Raw genomic sequence first — 23,962 nt, forward strand, 5'->3', positions numbered from 1 at the left:
ATACGCGATCTTGCGTATGCTTGCGGTGCACAAATTCGAGCCATCCTCACGACACCAATCGCGTGTCCTCGAACAAACAGTGGGGTGCTCATGTCAGACGAAACCAACAAGGGCTTGTTGTCGCCGCTCCGGCGCAAACTATTGATGGGAATGGCGGCCGTCCCTGCCATCACGATGCTGCCGCGGACGTCGTTTGCGCAGACCCCGGCGACCTCGGCGGTGAACACCACCGGTCTCGCGGTCACCGACACCGAGGTGACGGTTGGCATCCTGCATTCGGCGACCGGCACCATGGCGATCTCCGAGACCGGTTCGATTGAGGCCGAAAAGCTCGCCATCGAGCAGATCAACGCCGCCGGCGGCGTGCTCGGACGCAAGATCAAGTTCATCCAGGAAGACGGCGCCAGCGACTGGCCGACCTTCGCCGAGAAGGCGAAGAAGCTGCTCGTGAACGACAAGGTTGCGGCGATCATGGGCTGCTGGACCTCGGCCTCGCGCAAGGCGGTGCTGCCGGTCGTCGAGCAGTACAACGGCATGCTCTACTACCCGACCTTCTATGAAGGCCTCGAGCAGTCCAAGAACGTGATCTACACCGGCCAGGAAGCGACCCAGCAGATCCTCGCCGGTCTCAACTGGATCGCCAAGGAAAAGGGCGCGAAAACCTTCTTCTTCATCGGCTCCGACTACATCTGGCCGCGCACCTCCAACAAGATCGCGCGCAAGCACGTCGAGAACGTGCTGAAGGGCAAGGTCGTCGGCGAGGAGTATTATCCGCTCGGCAACACCCAGTTCAACTCGGTCATCAACAAGATCAAGCTGACCAAGCCCGACGTGATCTTCACCGACGTCGTCGGCGGCTCCAATGTCGCCTTCTACAAGCAGCTCAAGGCTGCCGGCATCGATCTCGCCAAGCAGCCGCTGCTCACCATCTCGGTCACCGAGGACGAAATCGACGGCATCGGCGGCGAGAACATCGCGGGCGCCTATGCCTGCATGAAGTACTTCCAGTCGCTCGACAATCCCAACAACAAGGCCTTCGTGCCCGCGTTCAAGAAGATGTGGGGCGAAAAGACCGTGATCGGAGACGTCACCCAGGCTGCCTATCTCGGCCCGTGGCTGTGGAAGTTGACGGTCGAGAAGGCCGGCTCCTTCGACGTCGACAAGATCGCTGCGGCTTCGCCCGGCGTCGAGTTCAAGGGCGCGCCGGAAGGTTATGTGCGCATCCACGAAAACCATCACCTCTGGTCGAAGACCCGCGTGGGCCGCGCCAAGCTCGATGGCCAGTTCGAGCTGATCTACGAGACCGCCGACCTCGTCGAGCCGGATCCGTTCCCGAAGGGTTACCAGTAAGTCGCGGCCTCTCCGGCAACGTCCCTCAAGCTCAAGCCTCTCCCTGGCGTGGATTGCAAGTCCATGCCCAAGACCCCGCGTCGCGCATTTGCGCGCGACGCGGGACCCTATTCCCTGACGGAGGACATCGATGTTCGGCGACTACTCGCTTGGTGACCTTGGCTCCATCTTCGTCATGCAGGGCTTTGCAGGACTGATCCTGTTCTCGGTCTACGTGCTGATGGCGCTCGGGCTTGCGATCATCTTCGGCCAGATGGGCGTCATCAACATGGCCCATGGCGAGTTCATGATCCTGGGGGCCTACGTCACCTGGATGACCTCCAATCTGTTCCAGGCCTACATGCCTGGTCTGTTCGGCGGCTACTTCTTCCTCGCCATGATCCTCGCCTTCCTCGCCTCAGGCGCGCTGGGAATGCTCGTGGAATGGGTGCTGATACGTCACCTCTACAAGCGTCCGCTCGACACGCTGCTGGCGACCTGGGGTCTCAGCCTGATGTTGCAGCAGGCCTATCGTTCCGTGTTCGGCGCGCGCGAGGTCGGCGTCGAGCTGCCGCAATGGATGCTCGGCTCTCTGCAAGTGACCAGCAGCATCGAAGTCCCCATCAACGGCGTATTCGTGATGTGCCTGACGGTGCTGATCACCATCGTGGTCGCCTATGTCATGTTCAAATCGCGCTGGGGCCGCCAGGTCCGCGCGGTGGTGCAGAACCGCATCATGGCTGGCGCCGTCGGCATCAACACCGAGAAGGTCGATCGCTACACCTTCGGCCTCGGCTGCGGCATCGCGGGCGTCGCCGGCAGCGCCTTCACCATGATCGGATCGACCGGGCCGACCTCGGGGCAGCTCTACATCGTCGACACATTCCTTGTCGTCGTGTTCGGCGGCGCCGCCAGCCTGCTCGGCACCATCGCCTCGGCCTTCTCGATCTCGCAGACGCAATCCACCCTCGAGTTCTTCATGTCGGGCTCGATGGCCAAGGTGCTGACGCTACTCGCCGTTGTCGGAATCCTGATGCTGCGGCCGCAGGGGCTGTTCGCCCTCAAGGTTCGCAAGTGAGAATATGAGGCTGATGCAATGACCGACAACAGGTTCTTCAATCGATCAGAGTTGATCGGAATTCTGGTGCTCGCGGTGTTCCTGGTCGCGGTGTTGCCGCTCACGCTCGATGTCTTCAGGCTCAACCTGGTCGCAAAGTACCTGACCTACGCCTTCGTTGCGCTGGGCCTTGTCATCTGCTGGGGCTATGGCGGCATCTTGAGCCTCGGCCAGGGCGTGTTCTTCGGGCTCGGCGGCTACTGCATGGCGATGTTCCTCAAGCTCGAGGCCTCGAGCGTGGAGAACACCAAGATCCAGTCGACGCCGGGTATCCCTGATTTCATGGACTGGAATCAGCTGACCGCACTGCCGTTCTTCTGGAAGCCGTTCCACAGCCTCACCTTCACCATCGCGGCGATTGTCCTGGTGCCCGGCATCTTCGCATTGATCATCGGCACCGCGATGTTCAAGCGCCGCGTCGGCGGCACCTACTTCGCCATCATCACCCAGGCGGTCGCGGCCATCCTCACCATCCTGATCGTGGGCCAGCAGGGCTACACCGGCGGCATCAACGGCATGACCGATTTGCGCACCCTGAAAGGATGGGACATCCGGCCCGATCACGCCAAGATCGCGCTGTACTTCTTCGAGGTCGGCTGCCTGCTCGTCTGCATCATGATCGCGCAGTTCGTCCGGCACTCCAAGCTCGGGCGCATCCTGGTCGCGATGCGCGAGAAGGAGGACCGGGTCAGGTTCTCCGGCTACAGCGTCGCCAACTTCAAGATCTTCGCCTTCTGCATCGCCGCTGTGTTCGCCGCCGTCGGCGGCGCCATGTTCGCGCTCAATGTCGGCTTCATGTCGCCATCCTTCGTCGGCATCGTGCCCTCGATCGAAATGGTGATCTACACCGCCGTCGGCGGCCGGCTGTCGATCCTCGGCGCCATCTACGGCACGCTGCTGGTGAACTTCGCCAAGACCAGCCTGTCGGAAACCTTCCCCGAATTGTGGCTGTTCGGTCTCGGCGGTCTGTTCATTGCCGTGGTGCTCGCATTCCCGAACGGTCTTGCCGGGATCTGGGGCGACTACGTGCAGCCACGCATCGAGCGCTTGATCGCTTCGCGCAAACCCAAGCCCGAAGGCTGGACCGACGGCTCGGTCGCCGACGGCGCCCCGGCAGAGTGAGGAGGTCATCATGCTCATAGGACACCAGCCCAAGGAATTCCTTCTGGCCGTTGAAGCTCTCACTGTCTCGTTCGACGGCTTCAAGGCGGTCAACGATCTCTCCTTCTATGTCGATGAGAACGAAATCCGCGTCATCATCGGCCCCAACGGCGCCGGCAAGACCACCGTGCTCGACCTGATCTGCGGCAAGACCAAAGCGACCTCAGGCTCGATCCAGTTCCGCGGCAAGGAGCTGACGCGGATGAAGGAGAACGAGATCGTCAAGGCCGGTGTCGGGCGCAAATTCCAGAACCCGTCGATCTACGACGATCTCACGGTGTTCGAGAATCTGGAGATCTCCTATCCGCGCGGACGCTCGGTGTTCGGCGCGCTGACCTTCACCCGCGATGCCGCCGTGCGCGATCGCGTCCACGAGGTCGCCGAGATGATCTTCCTGAAGGACAAGCTGAACATGAGCGCCGACCTGCTCAGCCACGGCCAGAAGCAATGGCTCGAGATCGGCATGCTGCTGATCCAGGATCCGGACCTCTTGATGCTGGACGAGCCCGTCGCCGGTATGAGCGTGTCCGAGCGTGCCAAGACCGCCGAGCTGCTCAACCGCATCATCCAGAACCGTTCGGTGCTGGTGATCGAGCACGACATGAAGTTCGTCGAGGATATCGCGCACAAGGTCACCGTGCTGCACCAGGGCCAGATCCTCTCCGAGGGGACCATGGAGAAAGTGCAGAACGATCCCAAGGTCATCGAAGTGTATCTGGGGCACTGACGATGGCGAAGTTGGTCGAGCCTGTCGCGGCAACGACGGTCCACCTCTCCCTATGGGAGAGGTCGAATTGCGCCTTGCGATGCGAAGCGTCGTCAAGTGCAATTCGGGTGAGGGGTTCCGCTCTCTCGAGGGACCTGCACCCCCGCACCCGCGCCTTCGGCGCGACCTCTCCCCGGTGGGGAGAGGTGAAGGAACACCGAGCCTAGGAGTACGACGATGCTGGCAATTTCCGATCTTCACGTCGCCTACGGCCAGAGCGAGGTGCTGCATGGGCTCAACGTCAAGGTCGCGCCTAACGAGATCGTTGCGATCATGGGCCGCAACGGCATGGGCAAGACCACGCTGATGAAATCGCTGATGGGCATCCTGCCGGCTAGAAGCGGCTCGGTGACCATGGACGGCGCGGAGCTCGGCGGTCTGCCGAGCTATGAGCGCGTCGCCAAGGGCCTCGCTTATGTGCCGCAGGGCCGCATGATCTTCTCCACCATGACAGTGAAGGAAAACATCGAGACCGGCCTCGTCGTCTCGGGCGGATCGGAAGTGCCAAGCGACATCTATGAGCTGTTCCCGGTGCTGCTGGAGATGAAGAGCCGCCGTGGCGGCAATCTCTCCGGCGGTCAGCAACAGCAGCTCGCGATTGCGCGGGCGCTCGCGACCAAGCCGAAGGTGCTGCTGCTCGACGAGCCGACCGAAGGCATCCAGCCGTCGATCATCAAGGACATGGCGCGGACGCTGAAACGCATCCGCGACGAAAAGGGGCTGTCGATCGTCGTCTCCGAGCAGGTCCTGAGCTTCGCGCTCGATATCGCCGACCGCGTGCTGGTGATCGAGAACGGCGAGATCGTGCGTGACGACCCGCGCGATGCTGTCGATGCCGCGCAGGTCTCGAAATATCTGTCCGTCTAACCAACCGTAGTAAAAGGGGAGCATCTCGATGCCAGAGACACTGATCAAGGTCGATCTCACCAAGTCGGCCTACGAAAATGACATGGTGCATAACCGCTGGCACCCAGACATCCCGATCGTGGCCTGGGTCAATCCCGGCGACGATTTCATCATCGAGACCTATGACTGGACCGGCGGCTTCATCAAGAACAACGACTCCGCCGACGACGTGCGCGACATCGACCTGTCGATCGTGCACTTCCTCTCCGGTCCGATCGGCGTCAAGGGCGCCGAGCCCGGCGATCTCCTCGTGGTCGACCTGCTCGACGTCGGCCCGCTCAAGGAGAGCCTGTGGGGCTTCAACGGATTCTTCTCCAAGCAGAATGGCGGCGGCTTCCTCACCGACCATTTTCCGCTGGCGCAGAAATCGATCTGGGACATCAAGGGCCTCTACACCTCGTCGCGCCATGTGCCCGGCGTCAACTTCGCCGGCCTGATCCATCCCGGCCTGATCGGCTGTCTGCCTGATCCGAAGATGCTGGAGACATGGAACAAGCGCGAGGCCGAGCTGATCTCGACCAACCCGACCCGCGTGCCTGGTCTCGCCAATCCGCCGTTCGCGGCGACGGCGCATGGCGGCCGTGCCAAGGGCGACGTCAAGGCCAAGATCGGCGCCGAGGGCGCGCGCACCGTGCCGCCACGCGAGCATGGCGGCAATTGCGACATCAAGGATCTCTCGCGCGGCTCGAAGATTTACTTCCCGGTCTATGTGCCCGGCGCGGGTCTCTCCATGGGCGATCTGCATTTCAGCCAGGGCGACGGCGAGATCACCTTCTGCGGGGCCATCGAGATGGCCGGCTGGCTGCATCTCAAGGTCGAGGTGATCAAAGATGGCATGTCGAAATACGGCATCAAGAATCCGATCTTCAAACCGTCGCCGATCACGCCGAACTACAAGGATTATCTGATCTTTGAAGGCATCTCGGTCGACGAGGCCGGCAAGCAGCACTATCTCGACGTCCACATCGCCTATCGCCAGGCCTGTCTCAATGCCATCGAGTATCTGAAGAAGTTCGGCTACTCCGGCGCCCAGGCCTATTCGATCCTCGGCACCGCGCCGTGCCAGGGCCACATCTCCGGCGTGGTCGACGTGCCCAACGCCTGCGCCACGCTGTGGCTGCCGACCGAGATCTTCGATTTCGACGTGATGCCTTCGGCGGCGGGCCCGATCAAGCACATCACCGGCGATATCAAGATGCCGATCTCGCCGGACAAATGATCGTGCGTTCTATCCCCGTCATCCTGAGGTGCTCGCCTTGCAAGGCAAGGCGAGCCCCGAAGGACGACGGCTCGGCTGCATCTCGGCAGTACATCCTTCGAGGCTCTAGATGAGGCGCAACGCGCCCCATCCAGAGCGCCTCAGGATGAAGGATCAAGGAACACGAAGGACAACACGATGCCGGTCTATGAATATCTCTGTGACGACTGCGGACCTTTCAAGGACCTCCGCCCGATGGCGGAATGCGACGATCCGCAAAACTGTCCGCACTGCGAGACGATGGCGCCGCGCGTGATCCTGACCGCACCGAACTTCTTCTGCATGCCGGCAGACAAGCGCAAGGCGCACGCCGTCAACGAGCGCAGTGCGCACGCGCCGCAGACGTTGGCACAATACAAGGCCTCGCACGGCCCCGGCTGCGGTTGTTGCTCATCGGGCAAAACCGTCAAGAACAAGAACGCGGCGGACAAGAAGAAGCCCGCGCGTTTGATCACCAAGAGCAAAAGTGGCGCCAAAGGCTTTCCCACCGCGCGGCCCTGGATGATCAGCCACTAACGCCACGCCAACATCAATCAAATAAAGTACAGGAGCGCTCAACATGCTTCACGGCGATATTTCCAGCAGCAACGACACCGTCGGCGTCGCAGTGGTCAACTACAAGATGCCCCGCCTGCACACCAAGGCCGAGGTGCTCGACAACGCCCGCAAGATCGCCGACATGATCGTGGGCATGAAGGTCGGCCTGCCCGGCATGGATCTCGTGATCTTCCCGGAATATTCCACGCAAGGCATCATGTACGACTCCAAGGAGATGTATGAGACGGCGTCGATAGTGCCGGGCGAGGAGACGGCGATCTTCGCCGAGGCCTGCCGCAAGGCGAAAGTGTGGGGCGTGTTCTCGCTGACCGGCGAGCGCCATGAGGAGCATCCGCACAAGGCGCCCTACAACACGCTGATCCTGATGAACGACAAGGGCGAGATCGTGCAGAAATATCGCAAGATCATGCCATGGGTGCCGATCGAAGGCTGGTATCCCGGCAATTGCACCTATGTCTCCGAGGGTCCGAAAGGTCTCAAGGTCAGCCTGATCATTTGCGACGACGGCAATTATCCGGAGATCTGGCGCGACTGCGCGATGAAGGGCGCCGAGCTGATCGTGCGCTGCCAGGGCTACATGTACCCGGCCAAGGAGCAGCAGGTCATGATCTCCAAGGCCATGGCCTGGGCCAACAATGTCTATGTCGCGGTCGCCAACGCCGCCGGCTTCGACGGCGTGTATTCGTATTTCGGCCATTCCGCGATCATCGGCTTCGATGGCCGTACGCTCGGCGAGTGTGGCGAGGAGGATTACGGCATCCAGTACGCCCAGCTCTCGAAACACCTGATCCGCGATGCGCGCCGCAACGGCCAGTCGCAGAACCATCTCTACAAGCTGGTCCATCGCGGCTACACCGGCATGATCAATTCCGGCGACAGCCCGCGCGGCGTCGCGGCCTGCCCGTATGATTTCTACAAGAACTGGATCAGGGACCCCGAGGGTACCCGCGACATGGTCGAGGCCATGACGCGCGCCACGCCGGGCACCGCCGAATGCCCAATCGACGGCATCCCGAACGAGGCCGCGCCGAGTAATTATTAGGGGCAGACCTATCGCTTCGGCTGCGCCGGTTTGCGCGGCGGGCGCGGGGCCGCGGCGGGCGCAGGCAGCCCGCTCATCTTGTTGGCGGCTTCGCTGACGTCGAGCAATGAGCGACGGGTTTCCTCAAGGAAGCTTGCCGATTTCTTCTTCATGGTGTCGGCGAGCTCGTGCAGCCCCTTCACCTTTTCGAACAGCTCGTCGGCCTTGCCGTCGACGAAACCCGGCACCGCACCCTCGATCTTCGAGACCGCCTTGTCGAATCCTGCAAAGGCGTTGTCGACCTTGAGCATCACGGCGTCGATCTCCTCGCCCTTGCCGCCGAGATCGGCTGTATAGTTTTCGAACGTGCGCAGACCGTCCTTGATCGCGGGCGCGTTGCTGACGATGGTGCGGTCGACGCTGTGCAAGGTGTCGACGATGGATTCGGCGTCGCTGAGATCGGCGGTCAGCACGGGGATGCCATCCGAGTCCAGCGGCACCGGTGGCGCCGACGGGGCACCACCGATCAGCGAGACCGCGGCAACGCCGGTGAGGCCCTGGAACTCGATGCCGGCCACCGTGTCCTTGCGGATCGGCGCGGTGTTGTCGAGCGACACCAGCGCCACGACCTTGCGCGGACTTTCCAGCTTGATCGACAGGATCTGGCCGGCGGGCACGCCGTCGAAATTGACCGGACCGCCGCGGCGCAGGCCGCTCGCGGAGCCGCCTTCGAAAACGACGCGCAGTTGGCTGCGGCTCTGGTTGGCGCGCCATTTCTGCACGCCGAGCAGGCCGCCGAACGCGACGGCGATCGCCGTCAGCGTCGCCGTTCCGATCACAAGATTGCTCGCGCGTGCCATGAAGTGGAGTCTACGGCCAATGCCGGGAAGTTGGAAGGAGGCAGTCATGGTACGTAGGGCGGGTTAGCGAAGCGTAACCCGCCGTTTTTGTCTCCAGTGGTGCAAAATTGGCGGATTACGCTGCGCTAATCCGCCCTACGGCCGTACGCGAACTCAATGCCCGGCGGCGCGCTTGGCGGCGGCATTGTTCAGCACGATCAGCGCGTCGACGGCCACGCCCGTCCTGGCATTGATCAGGAACGGATTGACGTCGATCGAGGCAATCCGGTTGCCGGCATCCGCAATCAGATTGGACAGGCCGACCAGCGCCTTGACGGCCGAGGCCTCGTGCAGCGCCGGCTTGCCGCGATAGCCGCGCATCTTGACGCCGGCCTTGGTCCGGCCGATCAAAAGCCGCGCCTCGGCCTGGTCGAGCGGTGCGCCTGATAGCGCCACGTCCTTCATCAGCTCGATATCGATGCCGCCGGTGCCGAACAGCACGACGGGGCCCATCTCGGCATCGAGCGAGGCGCCGACGACGAGCTCGAGATCGGCCTTGACCTGCTGTGCGATCAGGATGCCGTCGAGTTTCGGCCTGCCCTTTAGCTTGTTCACCCGCGCGGTGATGTCAGCGAACGCCTGCTTCACCTCGGCCGCGCTGTTGAGGTTCAGCACCACGCCGCCGATGTCGGATTTGTGCAGGATCTCGGCGCTGACGACCTTTGCCACGACCGGAAAGCCGATCTGCCTGGCGATGTCCGCGGCTTCTGCGGCGGTCTGCGCGATTCCCTCCTTCGAGACCGGGATGCCATAGGCCTTCAGCAGCTTCTTCGACGCGACTTCGTCGAGCGCGGCGCCGTGCGCCGACTTCAGCGTCTTCTCCAGCAAGGCGCGTGCCGCCGGCTTCGAGCTCGAGACGATGTCGGGCACTTCCTTGCGCAGTTTCGCATAGGCGAGCAGTGATTTGATCGCGGTCACCGCGCGGTCCATGCCCTGCATCACCGTCAGATGCGGCAGCGACTTGCGCAAGTCCTTGGTGAACTCGGTGAAGCCGATCGACATCGCGCTGATATAGATCACGGGCTTTCCGGCCCGGCCCGCCATCTCGTTGACGATGCGCAAGTTCCGCTCGCGTTGCTCGTGCGGCGCCTTTGGAAACTCGGCGTCGACGATGACGATGTCGATATCGGGATCGTCGATCATCAGCTTGATCGACTTCATGTAGACGGAGGGATCAACCACCGCGGCAAAGCCGGCGTCGAGCGGATTGCCCACGATCGAGCCCGGTCCGAGCATCTTGCTGAGCTCGCGGCTGACATGCGGGCTGAGCGGCGCGAAACTCAGCCCTTGTGCAAAGAAGGCATCGATCAGCATGCCGCGCTTGCCGCCTGACAGCGTCACCGCCGCGAGCCGGTCGCCCTTGGGCACGGTGGCGTGGACGAAGCATTCGGTGGTCTCGATCAGCTCGTCGAGGCCGGCGACGCGGATCACGCCTTCGCGCGTTGCAATCGCATCGAATGTCTCGATCGAGCCCGCGAGCGCGCCGGTGTGTGCCATCGCGGCGGCGCGGCCGCCCTCCGATGACCCGAGCTTGAGCGCGATGACCGGCTTGCTGGCGGCGCGCGCGGCCTTGCAGGCATCGCGAAACGCTCTGGTGTTGCGCACGCCCTCGAGATAGACCACGATCACCTTGATGCTCGGATCCTCGGCGAAATAGCGCATCAGGTCCGGTGTCTCGAGCCCGGTCTCGTTGCCTGTTGTCACCATGTAGCCGACACCGACGCCGCGATCTTCCAGCGCCTGCCTGATTGCCATGACGATGGCGCCCGACTGCCCGGCGATCGCCACCGCGCCTTGTTCCATGGTGACGGTTCGGTCGTCGATATTGGTGAAGAGCTTTTCGCCGGCGCTCAAATTGCCGAGGCAGTTCGGACCGGTGACGGCGAGCCCCGTCTCGCGCACCGCCTGTTGCAGCTCAGTGGCGAGCCTCTGGCTCTCCTCATCCTGCAATTCGCTGAAACCCGAGGTGACGATGGTCGCGGACCGCGCGCCGGCAGCGGCGGCGTCGCGGATCACCTGCACGGCAAAGCGCGCGGGCACCAGCACGAGAACATGGTCGGGCTTTTCCGGGAGGCTCGCAAAGTCCTTGTAGCAAGTGACGCCCCAGATGCTCTCGCGCCTGGCGTTGACAGGGTAGAGCCCGCCCTCGAAGCCGTATTTGACCAGATTGTTCCAGATGCGCTCGGCGTAATTGCCCGGCTTGTCGGTCGCACCCACCAGCACGATGTTGTGTGGATGCAGCATGGCGTGGATGCGCTTGACGATGTCGCCGGCATCGGGCGGTGGCGACCATGGACGGCCAGGAACCGACGCGACTGAGACCTGAGCTTCCATGGCGTGACCTCACCTGTTGTTCTTCTTGGCGGCGCGTCAGCTGATCGTAGGGTGAGTTGACAGGAGTGGCAACCGGCGGCGCTGCATGCCGCGTGGCGGAATGCGCGGCGGATCGCACGTAACCGCGCCGTTCTCAGTAGCGCAGCAGGCCCAATTTGTAGCTGTAGTGATAGGCCAGCTGCCGCAGCAGATAAGGCGCAATGGCGCGCCTTATCTGCATCTGCGTCGGATCGAATCCAAGCACGCGACGCCGCAGGATGCCCATCTCCTTGACACCGATTGCATAGGTTGCCGTCGTCTTCTGTGCGTCATGGATCCGGAAGCAGGAAAGAAACCGCGGCAGGCGTACGAACTTGAATCCGGCGGCCTGTGCCCGCAGGATGAAATCCCAGTCCATCGCGAAATGGAAACTTTCATCGATTGGACCGATCTTGTCCCACACGCGCTTGCGCCAGAACATCGTCTCCTGCGGAATGTAGTCGGCATATTGTAGCGTCTTGTCATCGTGGCGAGGCAGCACCGCGCGTCCAACCTCAAGCCCATCACGATTGATGAAGATGCGGTTGCCGTAGACAATGTCGACATCGGGATGCGACATGAAATAGTCGACGACATGAGCGAGCGTCCCAGGCAGCAGCATGTCGTCGCTGTTGAGATAGGCCATGATCTCGCATTCGACGCCGGCAAAACCGAGATTGATGGCGTTGGATTGGCCGTTGTCCGGCTCGCTCCTCCAGCTGATGCTGTTGCCGCGGCTCTTCAGGAGATCAACCGTGCCGTCGATCGAGGCGCCGTCCTGCACGTGATAATAGAGATTCGGGTAAGCCTGGCCGACGATGCTGTCGATCGTGGCGCCGATATAATCCGCATGGTTGTAGCTTGGCGTGACCATCGCGATCCGCGGTGCGTTCGCAGGGATCGCAGGCGGGGACTTGAACGCGTTGAGGTTGAGCAGGCGCGGCAGATGTTGCTCGAAGGTCCACATTGGCGGACGCCGCCAGAGACCGCGGAACGAGGCCCGTCTCTGGCCGGCCGCAACGAGACTCAGGTTGCGCTCCAACAGCGCGACGCGGTTTTCCAGCTGTTCCAATCGGTATTCGAGACCCTGCCTGAAGTCTTCGTCCATCTACCCCGTGTTCCCGCCCGGCTCCGCCACAAAGATCCGCAGGCCTTCTTATAGGTCTCCTGCCGGCAGCGCCAGTTCAGCGGCTGACGACGTCGCTGTTGCGGACGTCAGCCCTGCGAGCCCGAGATCAAACTTCGCAATTGCGAACGGCTATTCACGATCATCCACCAAGGTCGCACGCAGCAGGTAGCGCTCCGGGCCGGAGGTGAGAGCGTCGAACGGCCAGCAAGTCGCAAGGACAAGCTCTGAACCTTGAGTTTCGGGATCGATGTCAGACGCGTCGAAATAGACGATCGTCGAGGAATCCACCCGATAACGAAAACGGTTGCCGTCACTGCGTGTGACGTCGATCACATCACCGATGACGACGTTTCGCAGGAAGCGGAAATGTGTATCGCGATGTGCCGCATAGACGGCAACCCCGCGCTCGCCGGCGTCAACCGTGCGGTCGACGTGGCCGGGCCCAAAGGCGAGCGCCTGGCCGCTCGTGCCTTCCAGCACGATCGCGCTGGCGCCGATCCGCTTGACCTCGATCCGCGCCACCGGCCAGGTGTCGGCCCAGGACCATGGCTTGACCGGCTGGCCGGTCGCAATGCTCCGTTCGAACGCATGCTCCAGCAGCACCTGGGCGAGCCACGCCTTGGCGTGGATGTAGGCGCCGTCACCGAACAGGATTGATCCGACCAGCGCCAGGACCAGCGCCAGGACCTGCGCCAAGTCCAGAGGCGAGATGAGGCGGGGCATGGCGTATCTCTCGTTCGTCATTCCAAGAAAAAGGCGCGCGCGGCCGTTGGTTTCGGGACGGGCAGCCGCGCGCGCCAAGCAAGAGGAGTTCGGGGGGCTCCTCTCTCAAGCGGCGTCAGTGAGCAAGGTCTGACGCCGGTTGAACACGAGCAGGATCAGGGCGAGCACGATCAGGATCAGGCCTGCGATCATCTTCAGTTCTGCAGAGGTCGCAGTTTTGGGCAGGCGGATCGTATCCGAGGTGACAGGTGCTGGCCGTCTTGCCGCGGGCTGGCCCGCATCGGCGCGGCGCTCGCGCAGATGTGCCGGGGTCTGCTGCGGCCGTTCACCGAACACCTTCGTGAAATCCCAGCCCGCCGGCAGGTTGATCGGAAGCTCGCTGAGCTTGAGCGGCGCGCCTTCGGGACGGCTCGGCGTCTTGTCGACAGCGACGAGACTGGTCAGCCGCGTGACGATCTGATGGTCGAGTGCCAGCGCAAGGACCGTCTTGTCGGTGTCCTCCGGCGTCATCTCGCGGAGCGTTCGCGCCACTTCCGCATCGCCGATCTTGCGCCTGGCCCAAAGCTTCGACAGGCCCTTGCCCTCAGCGGCATTTTTCAAGGACAGCGTCACCGACCACGGACGATCGCCGACATGACCCTTGAGCTCCAGCGAGCCCGCGAGCTTGTCGAGCTTCGCTGCAAGCAGCAAGGGCTCGTCGCGATAGACGTCCGGGATGATTGCCGGCGTGACGTCGGCCTTGGCATCGGAAAACTTCGCGGTGAGGCCGGTCACGGCAGGGTTCTCCAGCTTGGCAAACAGGCCGCGCATACGCTCCTCGACCTGATCGACGGAGCCGATATGGGTGAAGGTCCCGCGGCCGAGCTCGGAAGCACGCGTCATCAGATAAGTGTTGGGCGCGGAGCCGATGCCGACCATGAAGATGCGCGAGCGGCCACGCATCGCCGTGATGGTCTCGAACAATTGCTGCTCGTTGCCGATCGCGCCGTCCGTCAGGAACACGATTTGGCGAACCATGCTGGTGTCGGCGACCCTGTCGGTCAGCGCGGCGCGCATCGCCGGCACCATCTCGGTGCCGCCGCGCGCCTGCAAGGCGCTGACGAAGGAGGTCGCTTCACCGACATGCGCGGCATCGGCGGCAACCGAGGCCGGAAACAGCACGTCCATGGTGTCGTCGAAGCGGATCACGTTGAAGCGATCGCTCGGCTGCAGGCGGCCGAGCGCATAAAGCAGACTCGCCTTGGCCTGCTCGATCGAGGTGCCGCCCATCGAACCGGAATTGTCGATCACGAACACCACTTCACGCGGCAGCGGCTTCTGCGCTGTCTGCTCGGCGGCCGGCGGCGTGACGAAAGCCAGGAGGTAGTCGGCATCGCCGACACGCTCACGGAACAGCCCGACTGACGGTGCTTTTTCAGCGGCCGGCTTCCAGGTCAGCTCGAAGTCGCGGTCAGCGGGCACGGAGCCGTCCGCGAGCGTCACGACACGCGTCGCGTCATCAGGACTTTCGATCTTGACGTTGTGGGAGTGACTCTTCACCTCGCCGAGCGCGAAGCCGGCTTTCAGGTGCACTGTGATGCTGGTCGGATTGACCGGTGCATTCCCGGCGGGATCGGGAACGGGTGACGAGATGCGCTCACGATCGGGCACCGGATCTGAGCGGGTCGCGCCCCAGCCGGAGCCGTCATTGCGGAAATCGACGCTCTGCACGATCGGCGCCGGATTGTAGCGCGGCCCGACCACGAGCGGCACGCGCAGCGAATATTCGTTGCCGGATTGACGCACGGGCTCCTGATATTCGATCTGCACCAGCACGGTTTCGCCGGGACCGATATTGGCCACCGAATTGGTGAAGATGTTGGGCCTCTGCTGCTCGGTGAGCGCGGCCTTCTGCCCGGTGCGGCGCGCTTCCTCGTAGATGACGCGGGCCTGCTGGCGTTCCCTGATATCGCCGACAATGACGCGGTCACCGACCACCATCTTCAGCGTGTCGACGGCGCCGTCGGCACCCAGCGGATAGACATAGGTCGCCTCGGCCCAGTCCTTGGTCGGGTTGCGGAAGACCTGGGTGACGCGCGTGCGCAGCGTCGGGCCTGAGACCGTGATGTCGACGTCGATCCCGAGCCGGATGGCTTCGGTCGTGGCGCCATTCTCCTTCAGGAGCAGGGTGCCGGATTTGGCATCGCCGGGCTGGAGCAGGCTGGCCTGCTCCGTCGTCGCCGACCAGGAGGTCTCGAAGCTCACCAGCAGGGCCACGAAACTGACCAGGAGCACGGCGATGCTTTGCGCCAGAAGGAACAGCCCGACCTTGATCAGCCTGCCGAGCCACGGATTTTCGTCAGGGTGTTCGTCGCTTTCGACCGTGTCGTAATTGTCCATTTGGCCTGCTCCCGAAGCATGTTTGATGCTGCCGAGCATCGGTCGGGAGGGCCTGATTTCGCGAGCAGAATGATCGGTAATGTTCCGCCACGGCCGGTCGGAGCCATCAGCCGTTTGGCGGCGATGTCCGGTTTTGTGCTGACTTGTCCGCCCTGCTAGACTGGACGCCGTGGAGCGGGGTTAACGATGCAGACGCAAGACAAGCTCTCCGACAAGCAGCTTTCGGACGAGCAAAGCCGCGAGGTCGCGGAGATGATCCGCGAGGAAATCGCCAGGCGCCGGATCTCGCGGCAGGCGCTGGCCGAGCAGGCCAAGCTCAGCCTGTCGACCCTGGAAAAGGCGCTCGGAGGCCGGCGCCCGTTCACGCTGGCGACCACGGTCCGGCTGGAGCAGGCCCTGGGCGTGTCCCTGCGAAAGAGCACCGCCACGCCGGCGCCCGCGGGGGGCAACGACGTCGCACCCGACGGCCTCGGCTCCTATTCACATCGAGCGGTGACCTGGATCGAGGGCGTCTACCTCACCCTGCGGCCATCCTTTGGCGACAGGGATGCGATCTTCGCCTATCGCACCGAAATCGCCTGGGAGCCGAAAGTGTCCTCGCTGGTCTTCCGCGAGGGCGAGCGAACCGATGCCGCCTATGAGCACACCGGCGAAGTTGCGGTGCCGCATCAATCCGGCTTCATCTATCTCGTCATCAACAAGCACGGGCAGCATCGCGTCATCACGGTGTCGCGGCCGACCGTAACAGGTGCGATGTACGGCATCATTTCGACGCTGCGTGCCGGCGCCGGCTCCCAGCTGATGCCGGTCGCGGCGCCAATCGCCTATGTTCCGATCAACAACGTCAAGGAGCCGGCGCTCGGACGGATCATGCCTGACCACGCCAACCATGCGCTGTATCTGAGCCACCTGCGCCGCACGGTGGAGGAGTCATTCGCGCTGTTATTGTCGGTATAGGACGTGGCTGTAACATCCGACGTCGCGTGCCCACTGTTCTCGGTCATCATCCCGCTCGAATTTCACCGCGGGCAGTGGGAGCAGTCCTGGCTTGGCTGGACGTCACAGACGGCGGACAGGTCTCTCTACGAGATCATTCTGGTCATTCCACCCGACTTCACGGCGCATGCGGAGCTGAACGCGCTTGCCGCAGGCCAGGCCCGCCTCGAATTCGCGGATTCCGTGCACGATATCGGGCTCTGCGCGGCCGGCGCCGCCAGGGCTGGCGGCCGCTATTTATTCTTCACGGAATCGCATTGCTGGCCCGAGTCCGACGTCATCGCGCTCTGCATCCGCGCAATCGAAGATCATCCCGACTGGGCCGGATTTTCCTGCCGCTCGGTCCCGATCTGCCACAACCGCCTGTCCGAGGCGGAGGCCGCGATGTACCAGGCCGACATCGAGTTCGGCATGAAGCAGCATCCCTGGCGCAAGGTGCTCGACCAGTGCTTCGTAACGCGGCGCGACGTCTATCGGGAGTGCGGGGGCCTGCGCGAAGAGCTCGGTCATTTCGCCGAATGGGTGCTCGCCGCCGCTTACCATGCGCGAGGCTACGCCATCGGCTATCTCGAGCAAGCGCGCTTCCACCACTATTATATTGGCCGGATCGGTGAGCTGAAGACGTTCACGCTCGATTTCGTCCAGGGCGAGAGCCGATTTCTCAGCGAGGATCGGCGCGATCCGGGCAGCGAGCTGATCGAAATTCCCTTTGAATGGAAAGACCGGGACGAGTTGGATCGTCCGCTTGCGTTCAATGCATTGAACGCGCTGCTGCGTTACAGCCTGCCGCGTCTCGGTCGGAAATGGCCCGACGAGGAACTGCGTGCACTGTGGCGCTGGAGCGGGCCGGCGCTGTTCGGTGATCTCCGTGCGCGCGTCACGGCTTTCCTTGCCACCGCTCATGCGCGCCTGGTGCTGTCAGCGCTGGCTCCATTCGGCTCGCGCGATGCCATTGCGCGGTGGATGAAGCTCTACATCGCATCGCTGATCCACCTTCAGCGGCTCGCATCTATCCGTCGTGTTCGCGGGCACACCAGATCGGCGAAGAAGCTGCTTGGCGATCAGGTCCTCGCGCAGCTCGGCTTTCACGAGCTGGAATCGGCTGCCGGCCATGCTTTTCGCTGGAGCGAGCCGCAGGCAGCCGTTCGGATCAAGGGCGCGCCGGGACGCAGCACGATCTGCATCCGCAGTCCCGCCCTGCGTGAGCCGCTCGACCAGATCGGTGCGCAATTCTATCTCGACGGCGCAGCTCTCGATCGCGCCGCGATCGAGGTCGGCGTGGACCGTTACATGTTGAGCCTCGACCTGCCGCAATCAGGCATCGCCATCCTGGCCTGGGCCTGCCCCGAGTTCAGAGGTATCGGCGATGCGCGTCGTCTCGGCCTGCCTGTCGTTGGCATCGAGGTTAAACAGCCTTGAACCACGCATCTTCAGCTGCTCGATCGGCGCGGAATCGCGAGGAGCGCCTTGATCAGGCCTCGGCGACTTTCTTGTCGACCTCCGAAGCCACCGAGAATTCCTTGCGCAGGGTCGGCTTGTGGATCTTGCCGGTGGCGTTGCGCGGCAGGGCATCGACGAAGCGGACCTGGCGCGGGCATTTGAAGCGCGCCAGATTGGCCGCGCAATGCGCGAAGACATCTGCCTCCGTCAGCTGTTGGCCTTGCTTCACTGCAACGATCGCAAGGCCCACCTCGCCCCATTGCGCGTCAGGAATGCCGATCACCGCGGCTTCCGCAACCGCCGCGATCTGATGCAGAACGTTCTCGACTTCGGCCGGATAGACGTTCTCGCCGCCGGAGATGTACATGTCCTTCCAGCGATCGACGATGTAGTAGAAACCTTCGTCGTCGACGCGCGTGGCATCGCCGGTGTGCAGCCAGCCGTCGGTGAACGACGTCTTGTTGGCCTCGGGCCTGTTCCAGTAGCCCGGCGTGATGTTCGGTCCCTTGACCCAGAGCTCACCGAGCTCGCCGACATCGGCATCGCTGCCGTCGGGGCGCACGATGCGCACTTCGGTGTGCAGCACTGGCTTGCCGGCGGAGCCGGCCTTGCGCGCCGCGTCCTCGCGGTCCAGCACCAGCACGGCCGGTGAGGTCTCGGTCATGCCGTAGCCCTGCTGGAGCGCCACGCCGCGCGCCTCCCAGACCTTCAGCAGCGGCATCGGTACCGGTGAGCCGCCGACACCGCAAACGATCAGCCTGGAGAGATCGGTCGTCGCGAAGGCCGGATGCTGCGCCATGAACTGGTAGATCGCGGGCACGCCGAAGAACGCGTTGATGCCGTGTGCGGGATCGTTGATCAGGCCGAGCGCCGCGGCGGGATCGAAGGCGCGCATGATGATCACGGTGCCGCCGGCATGCAGCACGGGATTGGTGTAGCAATTCAGTCCGCCGGTGTGGAACATCGGCAGCACGGTAAGAGCCACCGAGGATGGTCCGATACAGGCGGGGCCGCCGAGATTGACGCAATTCCAGAACGTCATGCCATGCGTGATGGTCGCGCCCTTGGGGTGACCAGTGGTGCCCGACGTGTACATGATGGTCGAGACATCATCGAGCGTGACCTCCTCGGTGCGGTCGAGCGGCTTGGCCGCGGCGATGCCGGCTTCATAGGCTCCGCCGGAGCCGAGCGGCACGCTGGTCGCGACGTTGCAGAGCTTTGCGACGGCGAGCGCTGTCTCGGCCAGTTCGGTGTCGTAGATCATCACGTCAGGCGCGCAATCGCCGGTGATGAACTGAAGCTCGGGAATGGTGAGGCGGATGTTCAGCGGCACGAGGACGGCGCCGAGCCGTCCGCAGGCGAACTGCACGTCCAGCATATCGGTGGTGTTCGGCGCCAGCACGGCGACGCGGTCGCCGCGCGAGACCTTCAGCGAGTGACGCAAGAACGAAGCCAGGCGCGAGATGCGGGCGTTGAACTCCGAATAGCTGAAGCGGCGCCCGCTTGCGAGATCGATGGCCGCGACCTTGGAAGGCGCGCGGCGGGCGTGATGAGCGATCCAATCGTAATAACGAACGGCCAACACTCCCTCCCTCGGCGGTCCTGTGTCGTCTGGATTCTTATTGCTGTGCACCATGCCCGGCATGGCCCTGGGAGGCCAGCCGGAGTTTGTGCAGCAGTCTTTTTTGACTTGGAGTTGGCCTGCGATGGGTGAAAATCGTCTTGCGTTGAGTTGCTAGATCACGGCTTGCCGCCAAGCGGCTCGCGAATCCAGCCACTCCGCGCAAGTGAGCCGCCGGTGTTCCAGCCATGGTGGAACGGCAGGAGTGGTCGAAAGCAATATCGCAATGAAGAGCCCATTCTATACCGCCGAGCACGACGCCTTTCGCGAAATGATGCGCCGCTTCGTCGACAGGGAGATCGCCCCGTTCGCCCATGAATGGGACGAGGCCGGCGAATTCCCCCGCGCGCTCTATCGCAAGGCAGCTGAGATCGGGCTGTTGGGGCTCGGATTTCCCGAGGAATATGGCGGGATCGCCGCCGACCAGTTCATGAAGATCGTGGCGAGCCAGGAGCTGGCGCGCGCCGGCGCCGGCGGCGTCAGCGCCAGCCTGATGAGCCACACCATCGGCTCGCCGCCAATCGCCCGCGCGGCGCGGCCAGAGATCAAGGCACGCGTGCTGCCGCAGGTGCTGTCGGGCGAGAAGATCTCGGCGCTCGCGATTACCGAGCCGGGCGGCGGCTCGGATGTCGCGAACCTCCGCACCAGGGCGCGGCGCGACGGCGACCACTACGTCGTGAGCGGCGAAAAGACCTTCATCACCTCAGGCGTCCGCGCCGATTATCTGACCGTTGCGGTGCGTACCGGCGGTGAGGGCGCCGGCGGCGTCAGCCTGCTCCTGATCGAGGGCGATACGCCGGGCCTGTCCCGCACCAGGCTGAAGAAAATGGGCTGGTGGGCCTCCGACACTGCGGCGCTGCATTTCGATGATTGCCGCGTGCCGGCGGAGAACCTGATCGGCGAGGAGGGGCACGGCTTCAAGATCATCATGCAAAATTTCAACAGCGAGCGGATGGGCATGGCGGCGAGTTGCACCGCCTTCGCGCGGGTCTGCCTCGATGAAGCCATCGCCTACGCCAAGGAGCGCAAGACCTTTGGCAAGCCGCTTGCCCAGCACCAGGTCATCAGGCACAAGATCGTCGACATGGCGCAGAAGGTCGCAGCCTCGCAAGCAATGCTCGAGATGTTGGCCTGGCGATTGGAGCAAGGCGAGAGCCCGGTCGCTGAAATCTGCATGATGAAGAACCAGGCGACGCAGACCATGGCGTTCTGCGCCTCGGAAGCCGTGCAGATCTTTGGCGGCGCCGGCTTCATGCGCGGCATCAAGGCCGAGCGCATCTACCGCGAAGTCAAGGTCAACGCCATCGGCGGCGGCACCGAGGAGATCATGAAGGATCTGGCGTCAAGGCAGATGGGGTTGTGATGGACACCGTCATTCCGGGGCGACGCGAAGCGTCGGGCTCGGCCAGACTCCGCAGAGGAATAGATTCCGGGCTCGCGTTTCGCGCGCCCCGGAATGACAGGGGGAAGAAGTAGAGGAAACGCCTGATGATCACGCTCTATCACTGCGAGGCCGCGCGCTCGTTCCGTCCGCTCTGGATGCTGGAGGAGATGGGGCTGCCTTATGAATTGAAGATGCTGCCGTTCCCGCCGCGCGTCTTCGCCAAAGAATATCTCGCGCTGAATCCGCTCGGCACCATTCCGTATCTGATCGACGGCGAGACGAAGATGACCGAGTCCTCGGGTATCTGCCATTATCTCGGCATCAAATATGGTCCGACGCCTCTCATGGTCGGGCCTGAGGACTCCGCCTACGGCGCGTTCCTGAATTGGATGTATTTCAGCGACGCCACGCTAACCTTCCCGCAGACGCTGGTGCTTCGCTACAGCCAGCACGAGCCGGAGCAGCGGGACAATAAGGTCGTGAGCGACTATTCGAAATGGTTCCTGGGACGGCTGCGCGCAGTTGAAGCAGCAACTGCAAGTGCCGATACATTGTGCGCCGGGCGCTTCACCGCTGCCGATATTGCGATCGGATTCGCGCTCCGGCTCGCCGAAACCACCGGCCTTGCTAAGGATTTCGGCCCGAATGTCGCAGCCTATTGGGCACGCCTGCAGCGGCGCGACGGTTTCAAGCGCGCGGTTGCTGCGGAGCAGAAGGCCAGCGTTGAACAGAATATTGCGCCAAGGGCGAGGGCGTAAGGGAAGCTGTCATTCCGGGCGGTGCGAAGCATCGAACCCGGAATCTCGGGGTTCCGGGTTCGGTCCTGCGGACCGCCCCGGAACGACGGATCAATCTCGATGACAGCGCTATCCCGTCGTGACAGCGCCCAGATTTCCGCTAAGGTGACCTCTGTTCCGCAGCGGCCTAAGAGCCGCGCGAGGAGGATACCCCAAATGGAAGACATGGGTCGCGAATCCGACCATTTGATGCTGATCACGCCGGAGCGGGTCTTCTATGCCGGCCTGCTCGGCCGCCCCCGCAAGCGAACCCCCGGTTGCTGTCACGTCTATGTCGCGGTGAAGGGCAGCCTGTATATGACCATCGACGACGTGCTCGCCACCGGCGAGCTGTTCGTCACCCTTCCGAACCAGCGGCACTCCATTGCCAGCGACTACCGTACTGCGATCAGCGTGACGCTGGAGCCGGAAAGCGTGCCGGATGGCGTGCTGGAAGGTCTGGCCCAGCGGCTGATGGGAGCCGACCGCGCGGCCTATTCCCGAAAGATCCTCGCCGCCTACGCGCTGCTGCGCCAGCGCCGCTACGGCGACATCACCACCGCCGAATTCGACGAGATGTGTTTTGGCGAAGCGCTGCCGCGCCGCGTGCTTGACCCCAGGGTGGTGCGTGCAGTCGCCCGCATCGGGCGCTTCTCGGGCGAGCCGGTGACAGCGGATACGTGCGCGGCCGAAGCAGGTCTGTCCGCCTCGCGCTTCCTGCATCTGTTCAAGGAAGAGACCGGCATCTCGTTCCGCTCCTTCCGCGCCTGGAAGCGCGCGCGGCATCTGCTGCACTTCGCCAACCAGAACCTCAACCTCGCCCATCTCGCGCAGGACATCGGCTATCCCGACTCAACGCATTTCAGCCACTCGATCCGCCGCTTCTATGGCTTGAAGCCGCGCGCGATCTTCGTCGGTTCGCGGGATCTTGCGATCTATCGCAGCACCGAGACGGTGAGGGAGCTCGCGGAGGCGGGCTAGGCTTGGTCTCGTAGGGTGGGCAAAGGCGCACTTGCGCCGTGCCCACCACCTCTCGGCAACGGGCAAGGACGGTGGGCACGCTAAGCTTTGCCCACCCTACGATAACTCGTCTTTAGCTAGCTTCTCCGCGCAAGAAGCCGCATGCCCAGCATCAGATGATCGCAGGCGTTGAATTCCCAGCGTTGCGAGACATCAGTGGTATGAGCGACAAGGCCGTCATCACCTGCGCCCTGAATGGCGTGCTCACCGACCCCAGGCAGCACAACGTGCCTGTGACGCCAGAGCAGATGGCGCGCGAGGCCAAGGCTGCGTTCGATGCCGGCGCGTCCATCATGCACATCCATCTGCGCCAGCAGGCGCCGAACAAGGGGCATCTGCCGTCCTGGGATGTCAGCATCAGCAGGGAGATCCAGCAGGCGATCCGCGAAGCCTGCCCCGGCGTCATCATCAACCACACCTCGGGCGTTTCAGGGCCGAACTACTCGGGCGCACTCGACTGCATCCGCGAGACCAAACCGGAGATCGCCGCATGCAACGCCGGTTCGCTGAATTATCTGAAGGTGAAGGCCGACAATAGCTGGGCCTGGCCGCCCATGATGTTCGACAACGCGGTCGAGAAAGTGAAGGATTATCTCGACGTCATGAATGCGGTCGGCACCATCCCCGAGTTCGAATGTTTCGACGTCGGCATCGTCCGCTGCGTCGGCATGTATCACCAGGTTGGCATGTACAAGGGTCCGCTCGAATATAACTTTGTGATGGGCGTCGCGTCAGGAATGCCGTCGGATCCGGAACTGCTGCCGATCCTGCTCAAGCTGAAGCGCCCTGAGGCGCATTGGCAGGTCACGGCCATCGGCCGCGAAGAGATCTGGCCACTGCACCAGCGTTGCGCCGAACTCGGGGGCCACTTGCGCACCGGATTGGAGGATACGTTCTATCTTGCCGACGGCAGGAAGGTGACCTCGAACGGTCAGCTGATCGAAGCCATTGCGGCCTGCGCCCGCCGCGCCGGCCGCGACATCGCGTCTCCGGCCGAGGCGCGGAAGATCTTTGGGACGAATCGCTGAACATCCTCGTCGTTCCGGGGCGATGCGCAGCATCGAACCCGGAACCTCGAGATTCCGGGTTCACGCTTCGCGTGCCCCGGAATGACGATCAAGGTCTGT

General features: G+C 63.2%; 20 protein-coding genes. 14 read left to right on the forward strand and 6 right to left on the reverse strand.

Going from position 1 to position 23,962, the window contains the following annotated elements:
* Positions 1-90: 90 nt before the first annotated feature.
* From urtA to XH80_RS07970, 8 genes are all read left to right on the forward strand, one after another.
* Positions 91-1,350, forward strand: a complete 1,260-nt coding sequence (gene urtA / locus XH80_RS07935; RefSeq protein WP_057749917.1) for an urea ABC transporter substrate-binding protein — start codon at positions 91-93, stop codon at positions 1,348-1,350.
* Positions 1,351-1,480: 130 nt separating this feature from the next.
* Positions 1,481-2,407: an urea ABC transporter permease subunit UrtB gene (urtB, locus tag XH80_RS07940; RefSeq protein WP_057749914.1), complete on the forward strand. Its 927-nt coding sequence runs from the start codon at positions 1,481-1,483 to the stop codon at positions 2,405-2,407.
* An 18-nt stretch (positions 2,408-2,425) separates the two neighbouring features.
* Entirely contained in the window at positions 2,426-3,568 is a 1,143-nt protein-coding gene (urtC, locus tag XH80_RS07945; protein ID WP_271598111.1) for an urea ABC transporter permease subunit UrtC, read from the forward strand.
* Between the two features lie 10 nt (positions 3,569-3,578).
* A complete protein-coding gene (urtD, locus tag XH80_RS07950; RefSeq protein ID WP_271598112.1) occupies positions 3,579-4,334 on the forward strand; it encodes an urea ABC transporter ATP-binding protein UrtD in 756 nt (251 codons plus the stop codon).
* Between the two features lie 216 nt (positions 4,335-4,550).
* Entirely contained in the window at positions 4,551-5,240 is a 690-nt protein-coding gene (gene urtE, locus XH80_RS07955) for an urea ABC transporter ATP-binding subunit UrtE (RefSeq protein ID WP_271598113.1), read from the forward strand.
* A 28-nt stretch (positions 5,241-5,268) separates the two neighbouring features.
* A complete protein-coding gene (gene fmdA, locus XH80_RS07960) occupies positions 5,269-6,498 on the forward strand; it encodes a formamidase (protein ID WP_271598114.1) in 1,230 nt (409 codons plus the stop codon).
* 177 nt (positions 6,499-6,675) lie between these two features.
* Positions 6,676-7,053, forward strand: coding sequence for an FmdB family zinc ribbon protein (locus XH80_RS07965; protein WP_271598115.1), 378 nt, complete (start codon positions 6,676-6,678; stop codon positions 7,051-7,053).
* Positions 7,054-7,096: 43 nt separating this feature from the next.
* The gene (locus XH80_RS07970; protein ID WP_271598116.1) at positions 7,097-8,137 is read left to right on the forward strand and encodes an aliphatic amidase; all 1,041 of its coding nucleotides are present in this window, start codon (positions 7,097-7,099) and stop codon (positions 8,135-8,137) included.
* An 8-nt stretch (positions 8,138-8,145) separates the two neighbouring features.
* On the opposite strand, the gene XH80_RS07975 is transcribed toward XH80_RS07970, so the two are convergent.
* From XH80_RS07975 to XH80_RS07995, 5 genes are all read right to left on the reverse strand, one after another.
* On the reverse strand, positions 8,146-8,976 hold the full coding sequence (locus tag XH80_RS07975) for an MlaD family protein (RefSeq protein WP_271598117.1): 831 nt from the start codon (positions 8,974-8,976) through the stop codon (positions 8,146-8,148).
* 153 nt (positions 8,977-9,129) lie between these two features.
* A complete protein-coding gene (locus tag XH80_RS07980; RefSeq protein ID WP_271598118.1) occupies positions 9,130-11,349 on the reverse strand; it encodes an acetate--CoA ligase family protein in 2,220 nt (739 codons plus the stop codon).
* Between the two features lie 133 nt (positions 11,350-11,482).
* Positions 11,483-12,475: a glycosyltransferase family 2 protein gene (locus XH80_RS07985; protein ID WP_271598119.1), complete on the reverse strand. Its 993-nt coding sequence runs from the start codon at positions 12,473-12,475 to the stop codon at positions 11,483-11,485.
* A gap of 150 nt (positions 12,476-12,625) precedes the next feature.
* A complete protein-coding gene (locus XH80_RS07990; protein ID WP_271598120.1) occupies positions 12,626-13,219 on the reverse strand; it encodes a class GN sortase in 594 nt (197 codons plus the stop codon).
* Positions 13,220-13,324: 105 nt separating this feature from the next.
* Complete coding sequence (locus tag XH80_RS07995; RefSeq protein ID WP_271598121.1) at positions 13,325-15,598, reverse strand: marine proteobacterial sortase target protein; 2,274 nt, start codon at positions 15,596-15,598, stop codon at positions 13,325-13,327.
* Positions 15,599-15,784: 186 nt separating this feature from the next.
* Here XH80_RS07995 and XH80_RS08000 point away from each other — a divergent pair, with 186 nt between their 5' ends.
* Together XH80_RS08000 and XH80_RS08005 are read left to right on the forward strand one after the other, a co-directional pair.
* A complete protein-coding gene (locus tag XH80_RS08000) occupies positions 15,785-16,555 on the forward strand; it encodes a helix-turn-helix domain-containing protein (RefSeq protein WP_271598122.1) in 771 nt (256 codons plus the stop codon).
* Between the two features lie 3 nt (positions 16,556-16,558).
* Positions 16,559-18,013 carry a glycosyltransferase family 2 protein gene (locus XH80_RS08005; RefSeq protein WP_271598123.1) on the forward strand — a complete coding sequence of 485 codons (1,455 nt, stop codon included), beginning with the start codon at positions 16,559-16,561 and terminating at the stop codon, positions 18,011-18,013.
* A 52-nt stretch (positions 18,014-18,065) separates the two neighbouring features.
* Here XH80_RS08005 and XH80_RS08010 read toward each other — a convergent pair whose 3' ends face one another.
* A complete protein-coding gene (locus tag XH80_RS08010) occupies positions 18,066-19,616 on the reverse strand; it encodes an acyl-CoA synthetase (protein WP_271598124.1) in 1,551 nt (516 codons plus the stop codon).
* A 265-nt stretch (positions 19,617-19,881) separates the two neighbouring features.
* Between XH80_RS08010 and XH80_RS08015 the strand changes: the two genes are divergently transcribed.
* The 4 genes from XH80_RS08015 to XH80_RS08030 all read left to right on the forward strand — a co-directional run bounded on the left by XH80_RS08015 (position 19,882) and on the right by XH80_RS08030 (position 23,863).
* Entirely contained in the window at positions 19,882-21,018 is a 1,137-nt protein-coding gene (locus tag XH80_RS08015) for an acyl-CoA dehydrogenase family protein (RefSeq protein ID WP_271598125.1), read from the forward strand.
* A gap of 125 nt (positions 21,019-21,143) precedes the next feature.
* A complete protein-coding gene (locus XH80_RS08020) occupies positions 21,144-21,797 on the forward strand; it encodes a glutathione S-transferase family protein (RefSeq protein ID WP_271598126.1) in 654 nt (217 codons plus the stop codon).
* 195 nt (positions 21,798-21,992) lie between these two features.
* Positions 21,993-22,796: a helix-turn-helix domain-containing protein gene (locus XH80_RS08025; protein ID WP_271598127.1), complete on the forward strand. Its 804-nt coding sequence runs from the start codon at positions 21,993-21,995 to the stop codon at positions 22,794-22,796.
* A gap of 200 nt (positions 22,797-22,996) precedes the next feature.
* On the forward strand, positions 22,997-23,863 hold the full coding sequence (locus XH80_RS08030; protein ID WP_271598128.1) for a 3-keto-5-aminohexanoate cleavage protein: 867 nt from the start codon (positions 22,997-22,999) through the stop codon (positions 23,861-23,863).
* Positions 23,864-23,962: the final 99 nt, after the last annotated feature.

The sequence above is a fragment of the Bradyrhizobium sp. CCBAU 45384 genome (assembly GCF_028128665.1).
Classification (GTDB): domain Bacteria; phylum Pseudomonadota; class Alphaproteobacteria; order Rhizobiales; family Xanthobacteraceae; genus Bradyrhizobium; species Bradyrhizobium manausense.